Genomic DNA, 18,971 nt, shown 5'->3' with positions numbered 1-18,971 from the left:
GCGCGCTCAGTCGGCCTCGGGTCGCACCAGCCGGGCGCAAAGGCAGGTGGCGGCCACCGCCAGCGCCACCAGCGCCAGGCTGGCCTGCAACGAGGCCGCCTTGGCGACGAAGCCCATGACCGCCGGCCCGACCAGCAGCCCGGCATAGCCCATGGTCAGCACCCGCGACATCGAGCGCCCGCCATCCGCCAGTCCCAGCCGCCCGGCAGCCGAGAACAGGATCGGGATGACATTCGCCATGCCGAGCCCGCAGAGCGCCAGCGCCGCCAGCACCGGGACCACGGCGCCCGCGACCAGCATCGCCGCCAGCGCCAGCGCCACCGTCGCCGTGCCCAGACGGAACAGCCGCGCCGCGCCGAACATGCGGTTGGCGCGGTCGCCCAGCAGCCGGCCCAGCAGCATGGCGCCGGCAAAGGCCGCGTAACCCAGCGCGCCGGTGCTCTCGCTGGCGCCGAGGATGCGCACTAGGTAAAGCGCCGCCCAGTCCATGATCGCCCCCTCGGCGAAGAAGATGGCAAAGGCCACCGCGCCAAGCGCCAGCACCCGCAGGCCGGGCGTTGCGGTCGCGCCGCGGGCTTGCGCCGGGATGGCGTCGTCCTGCGGCGCGGGGGCGCCGCCCGCGCAGGTGGCGGCCAGCGCGGCGAGCAGCAGGATCAGCAGTCCGGCCGCGACCAGGCTGGCCGGCGCGGCGCCGCCGGCATGGGCGCGCCAGGCATAGCCGGCGGCGCCGGCCAGGGTGCCGGCGCTGAACATGGCGTGAAAGAACGACATCACCGGCCGGCCGGCGCGGGCCTCGAATTGCGCGGCATGGCTGTTCATCGCCACGTCCAGCGCGCCGAAGACCACGCCGCAGAAGCCCGCGACCAGCGCCGCCTGTGCCATCTGTCCGACCAGCGCCACGGCGGCGATGCCAAGGCCGAACAGCCCGGCCGCAAGGCAGGAGACCCGCCCGGCGCCGAAGCGCGCCATCAGCCGCGGCACCAGGTTCATCGAGACGATCGCCCCGGCCGCGAAACACAAGAGCACCAGGCCGATCTGCGCCTCGTCCATGCCGGTGCGGCGGGCGAGCGCCGGCAGGTTGGCGCCCCAGACGCCGATGCCCAGGCCGCCGGCCAGGAAACACCCCAGAAGCATCGACCGGGTCTGGCGAGAGGTGGGCGGCATGGCGGTGGTTCCTGCGGGTGAAAGGCGCGCGATGCCATGGCGGCGCCGATTCTGCAAATCGGGGGATCAGGCGGCGCGGGGGAAATGCAGCCGGGCGCAAAGGCCGCGACCGCCGGCGCCGGGGTGCAGGCCCAGCCGGCCGCCGAAAAGCCGGGCGATTTCCTCGACCACCGGCAGGCCCAGGCCCAGGCCCGGCCCTTGGCTCGGACCCTGGCCGCGCGCGAAGCGGCCGATGGCGGCGGCGCGGGCCTCGGCGGGGATGCCGGGGCCGTCGTCCTCGACCTCCAGCACGGCCTCGTCGCCCTCGGCGCGGACGCGGATCGTCACCATCGCGCCGCGCCCGGTGTGCAGGATCGCGTTCGAGATCAGGTTGGCCAGCGCCTCGCCCAAGAGCAGCGGCTCGGCGCGGACGGGCAGGGGGCCCTCGCCCTCGAGGCCGCCCTCGAAGCCCAGGTCGATGCCGGCCTCGGCGGCGGCGGGGATCTGCTCGGCGGTCAGGTCGCGGGCGAAGGCGGCAAGGTCGATCACGTCGGGCGCCCGGCCCGCCGCCGCATCGACCTTGGCCAAAAGCAGAAGCTGCGCCAGGATGCGCTCGGCATGGGCGACCGCCGCGTCGCCCTTGGCAGCGGCGGCCTGCGCCTCGGCCAGCGTGCCGGCGCGGGCCGCCAGCGCCAGCTGCGTGCGCACCACGGCCAGCGGCGTGCGCAGCTGGTGGCCGGCGTTGCCGGTGAAATTGCGCAACCCGTCCAGCGCCGATTTCAGCCGCAGCATGAAGCCGTTGATGGCGCCGACCAGCCCGCGCACCTCGCTGGGCACCGGGGTCTCGACCGGCGAAAGGTCGTCGGGGCTGCGGGTGGCGATCGCCTCGGAGAGCCGCGACAAGGGCCGCAGCGAGACGGTGACCGCGATGCCGACGATCAGCGCCGCGCCCAGCATCATCAGCCCCAGCCGCAGGGCCGAGCGCATCAGGATGGTCCGCGTCAGTTCCTCGCGCGCGGTGGTGGTCTCGGCCACGGTGACGGTAAAGGGCACCTCGTCGATGCCGGTCGAGGCGGCGCGGGCCAGCGTCGCCACCCGCACCGGCTGGTCGCGGAACAGGCCGTCGGCAAAGCCCGGATCGCCGCCCGGCACCGCCGGCGCCACCGGCAGGTCGGCATAGCCGGTGACCAGCCGCCCCGGCGGGCCGTCGACGCGATAGAACACCCGGTCCTCGGCCGCCGAACTCAGCATTTCCAGCGCGCCATAGGGGATCTCGATGGCGATCATGCCCTCTTCGTCCAGCGAGGCGCGTTCGGCGATGACCAGGGCTGAGCCGGCCAGCACCCGGTCGGCCAGCGCCGTCGCCATGTGCCGCGCCTCGCGCCCGGTGTCGACCAGCGCCAGCGCGCCGAAGACCGCCGTCGCCGCCAAGAGCCACAGCAGCAGCCGGCGGCGGATGGAAAACGGCCGGCTCATGCCCGGTCCAGGAAATAGCCGATGCCGCGCGCCGTGCGCACCGTCAGCCCGGCCGCCGCCAGGCGCTTGCGCAGCCGGCTGACATATTGCTCGATGGCATTGGCCGACAGGTCGTCCTCCAGCGAGGTCAGCGACTGCACGATGCTGTCGCGCGGCACCACCTTGCCGGCGCGGGTGATGAGCAGCTCCAGCAGGCCGCGTTCGCGCGCGGGCAGGTCCAGCGGCTGGCCCTCGACCGAAAAGCTGCGGCTGTTCTGGTCGAAGCTCAGCGCGCCGAAGCTGACCGTCGCCGTGCGCAGCCCGGCCTGCCGGCGCAAGAGCGAGCGGATGCGGGCCTCGAATTCGCCGATGTCGAAGGGCTTGATCAGATAGTCGTCGGCACCGAGGTCGAGGCCGCGCACCCGCTCCTCGGGCGTGCCGCGCGCGGTCAGGATCATCACCGCGGCCGGGTTGCGCCGTGCCCGCATGGCGCGCAGGACTTCCAGCCCGTCCATCTGCGGCAGGTTCAGGTCCAGGATCACCAGCTCGAAGCTTTCGGCCGCCGCCAGGGCCTCGGCGGAGGCGCCGTCATGGACCACGTCCACGGCATAGCCGGACTGGCGCAAGAGCGCCGACAGGCCCTCGGCCAGCGAAAGATTGTCCTCGACCAGCAGGATGCGCATGAATCCCTCTCCGGTCCGGCAGGTTAGCCTGCGTGCCGGCGCTTGTGAACGGGGTCCGGCTGGGGCAGTCTGGCGGCCATCATGCGCCTTGCCCTCGTGTCCGCCCTGCTGATCCTGGCCCTGACCGGCATCGCCCGGGCCGAGGCGGTGCTGTTTCCCGCGCCCTCGGGGCAGGCGGCGGGCGAACTCACGATCTATTCCTCGCTCGACGACGATCTGGCCCGGCCGCTGGTCGAGGCCTTCAGCAGCGCCGGCCCGACCTTGCCCTGCGCTACGAGAACCTGCTGACCGGCGCCCTGCACGACCGCATCGTGGCCGAGACCGAGGCGGGCACCGGCACGGCGGATTTCGCCTTTTCCTCGGCCATGGACCTGCAGGTGAAACTGGCGAACGACGGCTTTGCCCGGCCGGTGGTGACGCCCGACACGCCCGGCTGGCCGGATTGGGCGAACTGGCGCGACACCGCCTATGCGCTGACCTTCGAGCCCGCCGTCTTCGCCTATCACAAGCCCAGCTTCCGCGACCACCCGCCGCCCTCGACCCGGGCCGAGCTGCTGGAATGGATGGCCGGGCATCCGGCCGAGGCGCAGGGCCGCATCGGCACCTATGACGTGGCGCGCTCGGGCGTGGGCTATCTGTTCCTGGCCCGCGACCAGGAGCTTTACCCGAAGATCTGGGAGGTGGTGCGCGCGATGGGCCGCATGGGCGTGCGGCAATACCCGACCACGGCCGAGATCCTGACCCGCATCGCCGACGGAAGGCTGGCGGTGGGCTACAATCTGCTTGGCTCCTATGCCGCCGACTGGGCGCGCCAGCACCCCGAGGTGGGGGTGATCCTGCCGCGCGACTTCACCGTGGTCGTTTCGCGCGTGGCGCTGGTGCCGCGCGCGGCGCGGGCGCCGGAACTGGGCGCGGAGTTCTTGGCCTTCCTGATGTCGCCCGAGGGGCAGGCGCTGCTGTCGCGTACGCTGCGGCTGTCGGCCGTCAGCCTTGAAGTCGCGGGGCAGGATTCGCCGCTGGGCGGCATGGCGGGGCTGGAGGGCGTGCGGCTGAAGCCGGTGCCGGTCAGCCCGGGCCTTCTGGCCTATCTGGACCAGGCGACGCGGGCGCGGCTGCTGTCGCGCTGGAACCGGGCGCTGTCCGCCAGATAGCGTTTCCGGCAAATTTTTCACGCCCGCGTCAGGTCCATGACAGGTTTCTGTGATGCAAAGGGCGCAGGGCCCGCCACCGGGTTCACGGAGGACCGCCCGCGTTTTGGGAGAAATGCGGGCCAAAGCCAGAAAAACAGCCAAACGGGCCGGCGCCGCGCGCGTCCGGTCGATGCGGAGGAAACCATGAAGCATCTCGTTCTCGCCAGCCTCTTTGCCGGCGCCATGGCGCTGCCGGCCATGGCCGATTACACCATCATCGCGCCCGCCAACCCCGGCGGCGGCTGGGACCAGACCGCGCGCACCATGCAGACCGTGCTGCAAGAGGACGGCATCTCGAAATCGGTGCAGGTCCAGAACGTGCCCGGCGCCGGCGGCACCATCGGCCTGGCGCAATTCGCCAGCCAGAACAAGGGCAACCCGGATGCGCTGATCGTCGGCGGCTATGTTATGGTCGGCGCCATCCTGACCAACGGCTCGCCCGTCTCGCTGAAGGACGTGACGCCCATCGCGCGGCTGACCGGCGAATACGAGGCCATCGTGGTCCCGGCCGCGTCCGAGATCCAGGACATGGCCGGGCTGGTCGAGAAGCTGAAGGCGGACCCGGGCGCGGTCAGCTGGGCCGGCGGCTCGGCCGGTGGCACCGACCATATCGCCGTCGGCCTGATCGCCAAGGCGGCCGGCGTCGATCCGACCAAGATCAACTACATCGCCTATTCTGGCGGCGGCGAGGCGCTGGCCGCGATCCTGGGCAACCAGGTCACAGCGGGCGTCTCCTCGCTGGGCGAGTTCGAGGCCCAGGTCAAGGCCGGCACCCTGCGCCTGCTCGCGGTCTCCTCGCCCGAGCGGATCGAGGGCGTGGACGCGCCGACGCTGAAGGAATCGGGCCTGGACGTCGATCTGCAGAACTGGCGCATGGTCGCGGCCGCGCCGGGGCTTTCGGACGAGCAGAAAGCCAAGGTCACCGCCGATATCGAGAAGATGGCCAAGTCGGAAAACTGGCAGAAGCAGCTGGCCAACAAGGGCTGGATCGACACCTTCCTGGCCGGGCCGGAGTTCGACGCCCAGCTCGCCAAGGACGAGGAATCCACCGCCGCGATCCTCAAGGACATCGGTCTGGTGAAATGAGCGACCTGCAACCGCAAACCAAGCGCCGCCCGGATGGGGCGGCGCTTGTCATCGCGCTCGGCCTTGCCGTCATCGCCGGGGTGATGCTGTGGGACAGCGCGCGGCTGGCCGACCTGGGCGGCTATTCCGGCGTCGGCCCGGCCAGCGTGCCGCGCGTCGTGGCCTTCTGCCTTCTGGGCCTGGCCGGCTGGACCGTGCTGGCCGCGCTGCGCGGCGATTTCCCCGAACGCCCGCCGCAGCGGGCCGCCCCGGTGCTGTGGATCGTCGCAGGCCTTGCCATCCAGCTGCTGCTTTTGCATGTCGCGGGCTTTTCCATCGCGACGGGCATCCTGTTTGCCTGCACCGCCTTCGCCTTCGGCAAGCGCAACCTGGCGCTGACCCTGCCCATCGGCATCGCCTTCGCCTTCGTGGTCTGGGTGGTCTTCTCGCAACTTCTGATGCTGCACCTGCCGCCCGGCCCGCTGGAGCATCTGTTCTTCCCGGGGGGCTGAGCCATGGGCGCCTTCGATTTCCTGATGCAGGGGCTGGCGACCGCCGCCGACCCGATGCTGCTGTTCTATGCGCTGATCGGCGTCACGCTGGGCACTGCCGTGGGGGTCCTGCCCGGCATCGGCCCGGCGCTGACCGTGGCGCTGCTGCTGCCCGTCACCTATCGGCTGGACCCGGCGGGGTCGCTCATCATGTTCGCCGGCATCTATTACGGCGGCATGTATGGCGGCTCGACCACCTCGATCCTGCTCAATACGCCGGGCGAAAGCGCCTCGATCATCACCGCGCTGGAAGGCAACAAGATGGCCCGCAAGGGCCGGGGCGGGCCGGCGCTGGCCACCGCCGCCATCGGCAGCTTCATCGCCGGGCTGATCGCCACGCTGCTGCTGGCCTTCCTGGCGCCGACCATCGTCAAGCTGGCGCTGGTGTTCGGGCCGCGGGAATATTTCGCGCTGATGGTGCTGGCCTTCGTCACCGTCTCGGCCGCTTTCGGCGATTCGGCGCTGCGCGGGCTGACCTCGCTGTTCCTGGGCCTGGCGCTGGCCTGCGTCGGCATCGACCAGCTCACCGGCCAGGCGCGGCTGTCCTTCGGCCAGGCCGAGCTGCTGGACGGGATCGAGGTCACCACCATGGCCGTCGCCATGTTTGCGGTGGGCGAGGCGCTGTTCATCGCCGGGCAGCGCGATCAGCACGAAGACGAGGTTACCGCCGTCAAGGGCTCGGTCTGGATGAATCGCCAGGACTGGGCGCGTTCGTGGAAACCCTGGCTGCGCGGCACCGTCATCGGCTTCCCGATCGGCGCCATGCCCGCGGGCGGGGCCGAGATCGGCACCTTCCTGTCCTATGCGACCGAGAAGAAGCTCTCGAAGCACCCCGAGGAATTCGGCCAGGGCGCCATTGAGGGCGTGGCCGGTCCCGAAGCGGCGAACAACGCCAGCGCGGCGGGCACGCTGGTGCCGCTCTTGACGCTGGGCCTGCCGACCTCGGCCACGGCGGCGATCATGCTGGCGGGTTTCCAGCAGTTCGGGCTGCAGCCCGGCCCGCTGCTCTTTGCCACCAACCCGACGCTGGTCTGGGGGCTGATCGCCAGCCTGCTGATCGCCAACGCCATGCTGCTGGTGCTGAACCTGCCGCTGATCGGGCTGTGGGTGAGGCTCTTGACCGTGCCGAAACCCTGGCTCTATGCCGGCATCCTGCTGTTCGCGACGCTGGGCACCATCGGCGCCAATCCCTCCAGCGTCGAACTGGGGATGCTGCTGGGCTTCGGCGTGCTGGGCTATGTGATGCGGCTTTACGGCTATCCCATCGCGCCCATCGTCGTCGGCCTGATCCTGGGTCCGATGGCCGAGCAGCAGCTGCGCCGGGCGTTGTCGATCAGCCAGGGCGACTGGAGCTATCTGCTGCATTCGCCCATCGCGGCCACGCTTCTGGGCATCGCCGCCCTGGCGCTGATCGTGCCCTTGATCCTGCGGGCGCGCGGCAAGGGCCAGGTGCTGGCGCAGCTTGCCGGCGACGAGGACTGAGACCCGCGATCCCGGCCCGCCATCGGCGCGGCCGGGATCGCCATGCCCTGCGCACATGGCGGCATTGCCCAAATGCTGCGTTGCGGAAACGGCGGGGGAGGCCCATCTCTGTTGGCGTAGAAACACCGACAGACAGGCTAGACAGATGACCGCCCTTCAGTCCCTCCGCTCGTTCTTCGGCGCCTTCCGGGCCGCCGTTCACGCCGCCGCCGCGGTGGACATGCACCGCACCCCGGACGCGCGCGACCTGAAGAAACTGGGCATTCCCAAGGCTGCCTTCAGCCAGATCCACCTGTAAGGACGACCGGGGCAGCAGGCCCCATGCCCCGCGCCATCCCGCCGCCCCGATCAGCCGATCCGGGCGGCGTTTCGTTGCGATCGACAGCGGATCGCGGCCGTCTCCGTGCGGCGACTGTCCGGATAGGGCAGGATCTGCCCGAAGAGCATGTCGGCGCCGACCTGGTAGCGGCGGCCGCGACCGCCAGGAAGGGCGGGATCCTCGCCGACGAATGTCTCGGGCGCGGTCCGCGGCATCGGCAGCGGATCGCCCCGGTTCGCGCCCCGGCGGCGTTCGGACCGAAGATCGCTCAGCGGCCTTTCCCGTGCAGATCATGCGGCACGCGCCCGCCGTCGCGAAAGGCCCCGCGACGGGACGCGGGGCTTTCTGCCATCAGCAACTGGCCAGAGAAAGCCGGGACCAGCCCTCAGGCAGCGCGGGCCTGCGCGTCCAGGGTGGCGGCGAGGCCGTGCAGCAGCCGGCGCGTGTCCTCCCAGCCCAGGCAGGCGTCGGTGATGCTTTGGCCATAGGTCGGCACGCGGTCGGGGGCCAGATCCTGCCGCCCGGCGACGAGGTTGCTTTCCAGCATCACGCCGCGGATGCGCGTCTCGCCGTCCCGGATCTGCGCGGCGATGTCGGCGATCACCGCCGGCTGGCGGGCGGCGTCCTTGCCGCTGTTGGCATGGCTCGCGTCGATGACGATGCCGGGATCCACCCCGGCCCTGGCGGCCGCCGCCGCGACGGCTTCCACATCGGCGGCGCCGTAGTTCGACCCGGCATGGCCGCCGCGCAGCACCAGATGGCAGGCCGCATTGCCGGTGGTGCGGGCAATCGCGGCGCGGCCATCGGCGGTGATCGCCGGGAAGCTGTGCGCGCCCGCGGCCGAGCGGATCGCATCCAGCGCCACCTGCACGCCGCCATCGGTGCCGTTCTTGAAGCCGACCGGGCAGGACAGGCCCGAGGCCAGTTGGCGGTGGATCTGGCTTTCCGTGGTGCGCGCACCGATGGCGCCCCAGGCGATCAGGTCGGCGAAATACTGCGGCAGGATCGGGTCCAGGAACTCGGTCGCCGCCGGCAGGCCCAGGCGGTTGATGTCCAGAAGCAGGCGGCGCGCCATCGGCAGCCCGTCCTCGATCCGGTCCGAGCCGTCCAGATGCGGGTCGTTGATCAGCCCCTTCCAGCCGACCGTGGTGCGCGGCTTTTCGAAATAGACCCGCATGACGATCTCGAGCCGGTCGGACAGCGCCCGGCGTTCCTCGGCCAGCCGCGCGGCATAGTCGAGCGCGGCCTTGGGATCGTGGATCGAGCAGGGGCCGACCACCACCAGAAGCCGGCGGTCCCGGCCGGCCAGGATGGCGCGGATCGCGGCGCGGCTTTCGGTGACGAGGCGTGAGATCGCGTCGTCGCGCGGCAACTCGGCCGCCAGGGCGGCGGGTGCGGGCAGCAGGCGCAGGCTGTCGATATGCAGGTTTTCGGTCTGGATGGTCATGGCTCTTTCTCTGCGAAGGGCCGGACCGGGGGTTTTCGAAAGACAAAAGCCGCCGGTCGGGCCAGCGGCTTTCGGGGATGGTATCGCGTTCCTGACGCTACACGGCAACCCGGCTCCGCTGGGGACAGCGGAACCAATAAAACGAGGCGGTGTAGAAATCACGATGCGACATGGCGTCATGGTTAGCCGGGCCGCGCCGGCTTGTCACGCCTTTTCTGCGCCTCAGTCCGGCAGGGCCAGCGGGCCGATCCGCGGCCACAACTCGCCCGGCCCGGGGTTCTCGGGCGCGCAGGCGCCGCCCAGATGCGCCATCACCCCCCAGACCGCGTTCAGCGCCGTCTGCACCGCGCCCTCGACCCAGGCCGGGGTCCAGCTGATGCCGTCGCCGGCCAGGAAGATGCCACGCTGCTCCTCGGGCATCGCGCCTTGCATGAAATGGCCATACATGCGGTGGTTATAGCGGTAATGCCCGGGCAGCGCGCCCTTGAAGGCGCCAAGGAAATTCTCGTCCGCCTCCCAGCTGACGCAGATCGGGGCGCCGCGAATATGGCTGCGGATGTCGACGCCGGGATAGATCTTGTCGAGCGCATCCAGCGCCAGTTCGACCCGCCGCTCGGGCGCCAGCGGCAGCACCTTCAGCGCGTCGGTCATCCAGGAATAGCTCAGGCAGATCACCCCCGGCCGGTCGGGACCGTTGTCGAAGAAATAGCTGCCCCGCGTCAGCCGGTCGGTCAGCGTCATCGACAGCAGCGGCCGCCCGGTCGCCGGATCGGTGTCGTTCCAGAACGGCCGGTCGACCATGACGAAGGTCTTCGCCGCCTGCATGTAGCGGGTGCGGTCCAGCGCCATCCACAGCTTCTGGTCGAAGATCGACTCGTCCACCGCGACCGAGGTGGTCAGCAGGTGGCTCTGGCAGGTCACCAGCACGGCCGCATAATCGCGGGCAACGCCCCATTGGTCGGTGACGGTGAAGCCCGATCCCTTGCGGGCGATGCGGCAGGCCCGGCCCAGCGTCGCGCCGCCGTTCAGCGCGCTGAGCGTGGTGCCCGCGGGCCAATGCACGCAGACCGCCGGCTGGCGCCACAGCCGTTGCAGCACGTTTTCCACCCCGCCGACGATGAAGCGTTGGTTGTCGTCCAGTTCCAGCAGGTTCACCCGCAGGATCTCCAGCATCGAATTCGGAAAGTCGCTGTCCCAGCCGCCGGTGCCGAAGCCGACCTGGCCGAACACCTCGCGGTGGCGGAAGCCGAGGCCCCGGAACGCCCTGGACGAGATCACGAAATCGTAGAAGGTGCGCTCGTCCCATTGGGCCACCAGCGGATCCCACAGCGCCTTGAGCCGCGCCACGTCGCGGTCGCGCACCGCCTGTTGCAGCGCGGCGAAATCGGCGTGCTCCTCCAGCGCGGCGCGATAGGCGGTGGCGACCTCGTGGTAAAGCCGGGGCAGGTCGTCGAGGCTGCGGGCGAAATGCGTCTCGCCCTCGAGATCGATCACCGTCGAGCCGGCGGCGGCGGTCAGCGGGTTCGGGAACGGCCGGCTTTCCAGCCCGACCAGGTCGACGTAATGGTAGAAGGCGGTCGAGGAGACCGGAAAGCGCATCCCGCCCAGTTCCGCCACCACGTCCTCGGTGCCCTCGAAGATCTCGGATCGCAGCCGGCCGCCCAGCTTGGCCGATTCATAGATCTCGGGATGCAGGCCCAGCTTCATCAACTCGTGGCTGGCGACGATGCCGGCGCAGCCGGCGCCGATCACCGCGACCTTGGTGCCGAACCGCTCGGCCGGGATGGCGCCCAGGCCCGCCGGATGGCGCAGCCAGTCGTCATAGGCAAAGGGGAAATCCGGCCCGAAGGCGGTGACGGGGCGGTCGGTCATGCTGCTCTCCCACGGGGTCGGCTGGCGAAGGCCGGAGGATCGGTTAGACTGCGCGCCAGTATCGCCGCGAAGGGGCTGAAAAGTGAAGATTGCACTCTGGCAGGCGCCGCCGACAAATGGCCGGATCGACGCGGTTTTCCGGGCGATCTGCCAGCAGTTGCGGGCGGCTTCGGCGGCGGGCGCCGGGCTGCTGCTGACGCCCGAGCTGATCCTGCCCGGCTATAACCGCCCCGACCTGCATGCCGCGCTGGCCCAACCGCTGGAGGGCGCATGGATCACCCGCCTGCGCGCGATGGCGCGCGAGGCCGGCTGCGGATTGTGCCTTGGCTGGGCCGAGCGCGCGGGCGAGGCGCTTTACAACGCCGTGACGGTGATCGGCGCTGACGGGGCGATCCTGTCGCATTACCGCAAGATCCAGCTCTATGGCGCCATGGAGCAGGCGGGCTTCCGGCGCGGCACCGAACTGCCACCGGTCTTTCAACTGGCGGGGCAAGGTGCGGCGACGCTGGTCTGCTATGACATCGAATTTCCCGGCCATGCCGCCGCACTGGCCCGGGACGGGGCAAGGCTGATCCTGGTGCCGACCGCCAATCCGCTGGGCTTCGAGCATGTCCAGCGCGTGCTGGTCCCGGCCCGCGCGCATGAGAGTGGCGCAGTGGTGGCCTATGCGAATTACGCGGGCGCCGAGGCCGGGCTGGACTATGGCGGCCTGTCGGTCATCGCCGGACCGGACGGCCAGCCTTTGGCCATGGCGGGCGCGCGGGGCGAGGCGCTGCTGGTCGTGGACCTGGCCGCGGCCGATGCCGTGCCGCCCGAAGGTCGGGCCGCGCTGGCGCGGGAATACCGCCCCGGCGGCAAGGGCGCCTGAGACACGCGCACCGGGCCGCATCGGCCCGGCACGAGGTTCATCCCGCCGGGATCAGCCCAGCCAGAGGTCGCGCAGCAGCGCCTGGGCCAGGTGATCGACCTGGCCGCCGTCGATGCGCACCAGCCGCTCCTGCCCGTCATAGAACACCCGCAGCCGGTCGCCGGTGACTTCGTATTCCCCGGACACCAGCGCGCCCCTGCGACCCGTGATCGTGACCGTGCCTTTCATGGTCATCTCCTGTTGTTCTTTCCCCAAGCCTGCCTCGCGGAACAGGGGAACAACAATACCACTTTCGGACAGTGTTGCCGAAACGGCGCAAGGCAAGGGCGGTGCCGTTGCCGACACCGCCCCTTTGCCTGGCTTTTACGTCAATCCTTAGGCATCCGGCCTCAGCTCATCCGGGTCAGCACATATTGCACGATGCGCTCGGCGGCGTCCTCGGGGGTCAGGTCGACGGTGTTGACGGTGATCTCGGCCTGCTGCGGCAGTTCATAGGGGCTGTCGATGCCGGTGAAGTTCTTCAACTGGCCGGCGCGCGCCTTCTTGTAGAGACCCTTGACGTCGCGCGATTCGGCGACCGCCAGCGGCGTATCGACGAAGACCTCGACGAACTCGCCCGGCGCCATCAGGTCGCGCACCATCTGCCGTTCCGAGCGGAAGGGCGAGATGAAGGCGGTCAGCACGATCAGCCCGGCATCGGTCATCAGCTTGGCCACCTCGCCCACGCGGCGGATGTTTTCCACCCGGTCGGCATCGGTGAAGCCCAGGTCGCGGTTCAGCCCGTGGCGGATGTTGTCGCCGTCCAAGAGGAAGGTGTGCTTGCCAAGCGCGTGCAGCTTCTTCTCGACGATATTGGCGATGGTCGACTTGCCCGAACCCGACAGGCCGGTGAACCAGACCACGGCGGGCTTCTGGTTCTTCAGGCTGGCATGGGCCTCGCGGTCGACATCCAGCGCCTGCCAATGCACGTTTTGCGAGCGGCGCAGCGCGAAATGGATCATGCCGGCCGCGACCGTGGCATTCGTCATTCGGTCGATCAGGATGAAGCCGCCCAGGTCGGGGTTCTGGGCATAGGCCTCGAAGGGGATCGGCCGGTCGGTCGAGATGTTCACCACGCCGATCGCGTTCAGGCCCAGCGTCTTGCTGGCCAGGTGCTCGAGCGTGTTGACGTTCACCTCATACTTCGGCTCGGTCACGGTGGCGGTCACGGTCTGGGTGCCGATCTTCAGGATATAGGGCCGGCCCGGCAGCATCTCCTGCTCGGCCATCCAGACGAGCGTCGCCTCGAACTGGTCGGCCACTTCGCAGGGCGCGTCCGACCGCACGATCACGTCGCCGCGCGAGCAGTCGATCTCATCGGCGAAGGTGATGGTGACGGATTGCCCGGCCACCGCCTGGTCCAGATCGCCGTCGAAGGTGACGATGGACTTGACCGTGGTGGTCTTGCCCGAGGGCAGCACCCGGATCGCGTCACCCGGGGCGACCTGCCCGGCGCCGATCTGGCCGGCGAAGCCGCGGAAGTCGAGGTTCGGCCGGTTGACCCATTGCACCGCCATGCGGAAGGGCTGTTCCTGCATGCGGGCGTCATTGACCGGCGCCTCTTCCAGGTGGCCCAGCAGGGTCGGGCCCTGGTACCAGGGCATCGCCGGGCTCCTGGTGACGATATTGTCGCCCTTGAGCCCCGAGATCGGGATCGGCAGGAAGCTCTCCATGCCGATCTGCTTGGCGAAATGGCTGTAGTCGCTGACGATCTCGTAGAACCGCTCGGCCGAGTAGTCGACCAGGTCCATCTTGTTCACCGCCAGCACCACGTTCTTGATGCCGAGCAGGTTCACCAGATAGCTGTGCCGCCGGGTCTGGGTCAGCACGCCCTGGCGCGCGTCGATCAGGATCACCGCCAGGTCGGCGGTCGAGGCGCCGGTGACCATGTTGCGGGTGTATTGTTCATGGCCGGGCGTGTCGGCGACGATGAACTTGCGCTTGTCGGTGGCGAAGAAGCGATAGGCCACGTCGATGGTGATGCCCTGCTCGCGTTCCGCCGCCAGCCCGTCGACCAGCAGCGCGAAGTCGATCTCGCCGCCCTGGGTGCCGACCGATCTGCTGTCGTTTTCCAGGCTGGCCAGCTGGTCCTCGAAGATCATCTTGCTGTCATAGAGCAGCCGGCCGATCAGCGTCGACTTGCCGTCATCGACCGAGCCGCAGGTGATGAAGCGCAGCATGGTCTTGTGCTGGTGCTTCAGCAGATAGGCGTCGATGTCCTCGGCGATCAGCGCGTCGGTGACGTAGACGGGGTCTTTGTCTTGAAGGTTCATTTCAGAAATACCCCTCTTGCTTCTTCTTCTCCATCGAGGCGGACTGGTCGTGGTCGATGGCGCGGCCCTGGCGTTCCGAGGTCGTGGTCAGCAGCATCTCCTGGATGACCTCGGGCAGGGTGCGGGCCTCGGATTCGACGGCGCCGGTCAGCGGATAGCAGCCCAGCGTGCGGAAACGCACCGATTTCATCATCGGCACCTCGCCCTCGCGCAGCGGGAAGCGCTCGTCGTCGACCATGATCAGCAAGCCGTCGCGTTCCACGACCGGGCGCTTCTCGCTGAAATACAGCGGCACGATGTCGATGCCTTCCAGGTGGATGTATTGCCAGATGTCGAGCTCGGTCCAGTTCGACAGCGGAAAGACCCGGATCGATTCGCCCTTGCCCTTGCGGGTGTTGTAGAGCTTCCACAGCTCGGGGCGCTGGTTCTTGGGGTCCCAGCGATGGTTGGCCGAGCGAAACGAGAACACCCGCTCCTTGGCGCGGGATTTCTCCTCGTCGCGCCGCGCGCCGCCGAAGGCCACGTCGAAATTGAACTTGGTCAGGGCCTGCTTCAGCCCGTCGGTCTTCCACATATCGGTGTGCAGGCTGCCGTGGTCGAAGGGGTTGATGCCCTTTTCGATCGCCTCGGGGTTGTGATGGACGATCAGCTCCATGCCGGCCGCGGCGGCGGCGCGGTCGCGCAGCTCGTACATGGCGCGAAACTTCCAGGTCGTGTCCACATGCAGCAGCGGGAAGGGTGGCGGCGCCGGGTAGAAGGCCTTTTTCGCCAGATGCAGCATGCAGGCCGAGTCCTTGCCCACCGAATAGAGCATCACCGGATTGTCGGCGGTGGCGACCACCTCGCGCATGATCTGGATGCTCTCGGCCTCAAGCCTTTGAAGGTGGGTCAGCGTGGCCGCCCGACCCTCGGTTTCTCTCTCGATGCTGCTCATCTGCATGGCCCCCGTTCAACGTTGCGCGTCCTTTGCCAGATTTCGCCGGCAATACCAAGACCACCACAGCGGGAATCCGCCTTGCCCGGCCGGCATATCCGGCAGACGGTCGCCGTGCCGCGCGCGCGCCTTTCGCAAATCTTCGCATCGGTTCGTTTGGCGCCGGCTTACCAGCCGGTAATGCCTTCGACCGGGCGCGGCGGCACCGGCTGGCTGACCAGGTGGCTCTTGCGCTTTTCGTAAAACGCATTGCCGCCCGCGACCAGAACGTAATGCATGTTGTCATAGCCGAAGCGGTGGCTGGCGGCGTGGAAGAACATGGCATTGCCGATCATCGGGTGACGCTCGCCGCGCAGGACGGCGCGGGCGGCCTCGCGCACCATGGGCAGGCCGCGGTCGTTCATGCGCCGCGTCATGATGCCCGGCGCGAACTGTCCGCGCTGACCGACGACACCGCAGATCGAGCGCGGATATTGTCCGGATTCGACCCGGTTCATCACCACGCTGCCCACGGCGATCATGCCGTCGCGGCTGGAGCGGTTCGATTCGAAATACATCGCCCGCTCCATGCATTCCAGCGGGCTGTGGCGCCGCAAGCCGCAACCCGCCAGCATCAGCAGGGCAAGGCCGGTCAGCAGCGCGGGCCGAAAGCTCGGGAAGGGCATGGCGGTTCCTTTGACGCGCGGCGCAGGGCCGCATTCGCCCGATGCTTAGCAAGAGCCACGCCGCTGCTTCAACCGTCATCGCGGCGATTCGCGGCGCCGCTTCGCCACGCGAAACGAAAGAAACCGCGTATGGACGCGGACGCCACGCTGCAATTGCAGCAATCCTGCCCGGATTTTTCTGCATTGCCGCGCAATTCAGTTCGTTTTTGCGCGAATCTACCAAAAAGCGAAAATCAATGCTTGACCGGGGTCACGCAGCCGTTACAAGTTTTCGGCAAGACAGGGGCGTGGCACCGGCGGAGGGGTTGGCGTGTCATCGGCAATGCGGCCAACGGCCGATCTTTTCATCATCGGCGGCGGCATCAACGGCTGCGGCATCGCGCGCGACGCGGCCGGCCGCGGGCTGACGGTGACGCTGGCCGAGATGGGCGATCTGGCGCAGGCGACCTCCTCGGCCTCGACCAAGCTGTTCCACGGCGGGCTGCGCTATCTGGAATTCTTCGAGTTCCGCCTGGTGCGCGAGGCGCTGGAGGAGCGCGAGACCCTGCTGCGCGCCATGCCGCATATCAGCTGGCCGATGCGCTTCGTGCTGCCCTATTCGCCCGAGATGCGCTTTGAAAGCGATACGCCGACCTCGCGGCTCTTGGGGCTCGTCATGCCCTGGACGCGCGGCCGCCGCCCGGCCTGGCTGATCCGGCTGGGGCTGTTTCTCTATGACCACTTGGGCGGGCGCAAGATCCTGCCCGGCACCACGCGGCTGGATCTCGCCAGCGACCGCTTCGGCAAGCCGCTGAAGCCCGGCTTCCGGCGCGGCTGGGAATATTCCGACTGCTGGGTGCAGGATTCGCGGCTGGTGGCGCTGAACGCGCGCGATGCGGCAGCCCGCGGCGCCAGCATCCTGACCCGCACCCGCGTCACCCGGGCCGAGCGGGTGGGCGACCTGTGGCAGGTCACGACCGAAGGCCCAGACGGCCCGCAGACCCATCACGCCCGGGCGCTGGTCAACGCCGGCGGTCCCTGGGTCGAGGACGTGATCCGCAATGTCGCGCATATCCGCTCATCCGAAGGGGTGCGGCTGGTGCGCGGCAGCCATATCGTCGTGCCCAAACTCTACGACCACGACCGCTGCTATTTCTTCCAGGGCAGCGACGGGCGCATCATCTTCGCCATCCCCTATGAGCAGGATTTCACCCTGATCGGCACCACCGACATGGACCATCAGGGCCCGCCGGGCGAAGCGCGCTGCACGGAGGCCGAGCGCGACTATCTCTGCGCCTTCGCCAGCCAGTATTTCGCCAAGGCCGTGACGCCCGAACAGGTGGTCTGGACCTATTCCGGCGTGCGGCCGCTCTATAACGACGGCGCCAAATCGGCGACGGCGGCGACGCGGGACTATGTGCTGAGCCTCGACACCCAGGGGCCGCCGCTGCTGAATGTCTTCGGCGGCAAGATCACCACCTATCGCCGGCTGGCCGAAAGCGCGCTGGAGAAGCTCGCGCCCTTCTTTCCGCAGGCAGGCCAGCCCTGGACGGCCGGCGTGGCGCTGCCCGGCGGCGATTTCCCGGTCGACGGCGCCCCCGAACTGATCGCGCGACTTCAGGCCGGCTTTCCGTTCCTGCCGGCGCGCCTGGCGCAGCGGCTGGTGCGCACCTATGGCACCGAGGCTTTCCTAATGCTGGACGGCGCGCAGAGCCTTGCGGACCTGGGCCGCGATTTCGGTGCCGGGCTGAGCGAGACCGAGGTAAACTGGCTTATCGCCAACGAATTCGCCTGCACGGCCGAGGACATCCTGTGGCGCCGCACCAAGCTGGGGCTGCACATGAGCGACAACCAGATCCGCGAGTTGGAAGGCTTCGTCGGATCGCGATGATCCGCCGCCCGGAGGGGGCGGCGAGGGGAGGAGAAGGAATGGCGCTGGAATTGCAGGGCGTCTCGCGTCTTGTCGGCGGAAGGGTGCATATCCACCCGACCAGCCTGACCTTGCGCGAGGGCACGATGAACGTGCTCCTGGGCCCGACGCTCTCGGGCAAGACCAGCCTGATGCGGCTGATGGCCGGGCTGGACCAGCCGACCACCGGCCGCATCCTGTGGCAGGGCCGGGACGTGACCGGCCAGCGCGTGCAGGACCGCGGCGTCGCCATGGTCTATCAGCAGTTCATCAACTATCCCGGGCTTTCGGTCTATGAAAACATCGCCTCGCCGCTGCGCATCCTGGGTCGGCCGCGGGACGAGATTGACCGCAAGGTGCGCGAGACCGCCGAGATGCTGCGCCTGACGCCGATGCTGGCCAGGAAGCCCTTGGAACTGTCCGGCGGCCAGCAGCAGCGCTGCGCCCTGGCCCGCGCGCTGGTCAAGGGCGCCGGGCTGGTGCTGCTGGACGAGCCGCTGGCCAACCTCGACTACAAGCTGCGCGAGGAATTGCGCGTCGAGATCCCGCGCATCTTCGAGGCCTCCGGCGCGATCTTCGTCTATGCCACCACCGAGCCCGAGGAGGCGCTGCTGCTGGGCGGCCATACCGCGACGCTGTGGCAGGGCCGGGTGACGCAATTCGGCCCGACGCCGCAGGTCTATCGCGCGCCGGTCGATGCGGCGACGGCGCGGGTGTTTTCCGACCCGCCGATGAATTTCGTCCCCGCCACCCGGCGCGGCGACCGGCTGCTGCTGGGTCAGGTCGCGGTGCCCGCGGTCCCGGGCCTGCCCGACGGCGACTATCTGGCCGGCTTTCGCGCCAACCACCTGTCGCTCTCGCGCCACAGCCCGGCGGCGGTCGAGTTTCCCTGCACCCTGGTCGCGACCGAGATCACCGGCTCGGAAACCTTCATCCATGTCGATCACGGCGCCGAGCGCTGGGTCGGGCTGGTCGAGGGCGTGCATGTGCTGACGCCGGGCCAGCCGCTTTCGGTCTGGCTGGACCCGGCGCATGTCTATCTGTTCGACGCGGACGGCCGGCTGGCCGCGCCCGCATCCTATGCGAAGGCGGCCTGA

The 18,971-nt window shown here is 69.2% G+C and carries 18 protein-coding genes; 9 read left to right on the top strand and 9 right to left on the bottom strand.

The window, feature by feature from the left end; translation table 11 throughout:
- Positions 1-6 precede the first annotated feature (6 nt).
- The 3 genes from PARN5_RS0119135 to PARN5_RS0119125 all read right to left on the bottom strand — a co-directional run bounded on the left by PARN5_RS0119135 (position 7) and on the right by PARN5_RS0119125 (position 3,281).
- Positions 7-1,164, bottom strand: coding sequence for an MFS transporter (locus PARN5_RS0119135; RefSeq protein ID WP_018001384.1), 1,158 nt, complete (start codon positions 1,162-1,164; stop codon positions 7-9).
- Positions 1,165-1,230: 66 nt separating this feature from the next.
- Positions 1,231-2,619 (bottom strand): sensor histidine kinase, encoded by a 1,389-nt coding sequence (locus tag PARN5_RS0119130; RefSeq protein ID WP_018001383.1) that lies wholly within the window; start codon positions 2,617-2,619, stop codon positions 1,231-1,233.
- Positions 2,616-3,281 carry a response regulator transcription factor gene (locus PARN5_RS0119125; RefSeq protein WP_018001382.1) on the bottom strand — a complete coding sequence of 222 codons (666 nt, stop codon included), beginning with the start codon at positions 3,279-3,281 and terminating at the stop codon, positions 2,616-2,618. The genes PARN5_RS0119130 and PARN5_RS0119125 overlap by 4 nt, the downstream gene beginning before the upstream one ends.
- 81 nt (positions 3,282-3,362) lie before the next feature.
- Between PARN5_RS0119125 and PARN5_RS25025 the strand changes: the two genes are divergently transcribed.
- The 6 genes from PARN5_RS25025 to PARN5_RS24630 all read left to right on the top strand — a co-directional run bounded on the left by PARN5_RS25025 (position 3,363) and on the right by PARN5_RS24630 (position 7,867).
- On the top strand, positions 3,363-3,569 hold the full coding sequence (locus tag PARN5_RS25025; RefSeq protein ID WP_232419470.1) for a hypothetical protein: 207 nt from the start codon (positions 3,363-3,365) through the stop codon (positions 3,567-3,569).
- A 23-nt stretch (positions 3,570-3,592) separates the two neighbouring features.
- Positions 3,593-4,432 (top strand): ABC transporter substrate-binding protein, encoded by an 840-nt coding sequence (locus PARN5_RS22610; RefSeq protein ID WP_232419468.1) that lies wholly within the window; start codon positions 3,593-3,595, stop codon positions 4,430-4,432.
- A 183-nt stretch (positions 4,433-4,615) separates the two neighbouring features.
- Positions 4,616-5,557, top strand: a complete 942-nt coding sequence (locus PARN5_RS0119115; protein WP_018001381.1) for a tripartite tricarboxylate transporter substrate binding protein — start codon at positions 4,616-4,618, stop codon at positions 5,555-5,557.
- Positions 5,554-6,048: a tripartite tricarboxylate transporter TctB family protein gene (locus PARN5_RS0119110; RefSeq protein WP_018001380.1), complete on the top strand. Its 495-nt coding sequence runs from the start codon at positions 5,554-5,556 to the stop codon at positions 6,046-6,048. The genes PARN5_RS0119115 and PARN5_RS0119110 overlap by 4 nt, the downstream gene beginning before the upstream one ends.
- A gap of 3 nt (positions 6,049-6,051) precedes the next feature.
- Positions 6,052-7,569 (top strand): tripartite tricarboxylate transporter permease, encoded by a 1,518-nt coding sequence (locus tag PARN5_RS0119105; protein WP_018001379.1) that lies wholly within the window; start codon positions 6,052-6,054, stop codon positions 7,567-7,569.
- Positions 7,570-7,714: 145 nt separating this feature from the next.
- Positions 7,715-7,867 (top strand): hypothetical protein, encoded by a 153-nt coding sequence (locus tag PARN5_RS24630; protein WP_018001378.1) that lies wholly within the window; start codon positions 7,715-7,717, stop codon positions 7,865-7,867.
- Positions 7,868-8,273: 406 nt separating this feature from the next.
- Here PARN5_RS24630 and PARN5_RS0119090 read toward each other — a convergent pair whose 3' ends face one another.
- Complete coding sequence (locus PARN5_RS0119090; RefSeq protein WP_018001376.1) at positions 8,274-9,335, bottom strand: 3-deoxy-7-phosphoheptulonate synthase; 1,062 nt, start codon at positions 9,333-9,335, stop codon at positions 8,274-8,276.
- A gap of 222 nt (positions 9,336-9,557) precedes the next feature.
- On the bottom strand, positions 9,558-11,207 hold the full coding sequence (locus PARN5_RS0119085) for an NAD(P)/FAD-dependent oxidoreductase (RefSeq protein ID WP_018001375.1): 1,650 nt from the start codon (positions 11,205-11,207) through the stop codon (positions 9,558-9,560).
- An 82-nt stretch (positions 11,208-11,289) separates the two neighbouring features.
- On the opposite strand from PARN5_RS0119085, the gene PARN5_RS0119080 reads away from it, so the two are divergent.
- Positions 11,290-12,075 carry a nitrilase-related carbon-nitrogen hydrolase gene (locus PARN5_RS0119080; RefSeq protein WP_018001374.1) on the top strand — a complete coding sequence of 262 codons (786 nt, stop codon included), beginning with the start codon at positions 11,290-11,292 and terminating at the stop codon, positions 12,073-12,075.
- Positions 12,076-12,126: 51 nt separating this feature from the next.
- Here the strand turns inward: PARN5_RS0119080 and PARN5_RS24625 are convergent, their stop codons facing one another.
- The 4 genes from PARN5_RS24625 to PARN5_RS0119060 all read right to left on the bottom strand — a co-directional run bounded on the left by PARN5_RS24625 (position 12,127) and on the right by PARN5_RS0119060 (position 15,986).
- Positions 12,127-12,303: a hypothetical protein gene (locus tag PARN5_RS24625; protein WP_198289623.1), complete on the bottom strand. Its 177-nt coding sequence runs from the start codon at positions 12,301-12,303 to the stop codon at positions 12,127-12,129.
- A gap of 161 nt (positions 12,304-12,464) precedes the next feature.
- Positions 12,465-14,387: a sulfate adenylyltransferase subunit CysN gene (gene cysN, locus PARN5_RS0119070; RefSeq protein ID WP_018001372.1), complete on the bottom strand. Its 1,923-nt coding sequence runs from the start codon at positions 14,385-14,387 to the stop codon at positions 12,465-12,467.
- Position 14,388: 1 nt separating this feature from the next.
- A complete protein-coding gene (gene cysD / locus PARN5_RS0119065) occupies positions 14,389-15,327 on the bottom strand; it encodes a sulfate adenylyltransferase subunit CysD (protein WP_018001371.1) in 939 nt (312 codons plus the stop codon).
- A gap of 161 nt (positions 15,328-15,488) precedes the next feature.
- A complete protein-coding gene (locus PARN5_RS0119060) occupies positions 15,489-15,986 on the bottom strand; it encodes a cell wall hydrolase (protein ID WP_018001370.1) in 498 nt (165 codons plus the stop codon).
- Between the two features lie 322 nt (positions 15,987-16,308).
- On the opposite strand from PARN5_RS0119060, the gene glpD reads away from it, so the two are divergent.
- Complete coding sequence (glpD, locus tag PARN5_RS0119055; RefSeq protein ID WP_018001369.1) at positions 16,309-17,856, top strand: glycerol-3-phosphate dehydrogenase; 1,548 nt, start codon at positions 16,309-16,311, stop codon at positions 17,854-17,856.
- 38 nt (positions 17,857-17,894) lie between these two features.
- On the top strand, positions 17,895-18,971 hold the full coding sequence (locus tag PARN5_RS0119050) for an ABC transporter ATP-binding protein (protein ID WP_018001368.1): 1,077 nt from the start codon (positions 17,895-17,897) through the stop codon (positions 18,969-18,971).

The sequence above is a fragment of the Paracoccus sp. N5 genome, assembly GCF_000371965.1.
GTDB lineage: Bacteria > Pseudomonadota > Alphaproteobacteria > Rhodobacterales > Rhodobacteraceae > Paracoccus.
The sequence above is the reverse complement of the archived record's forward strand: the minus strand, read 5'-3'. Positions and strand labels throughout refer to the sequence as shown.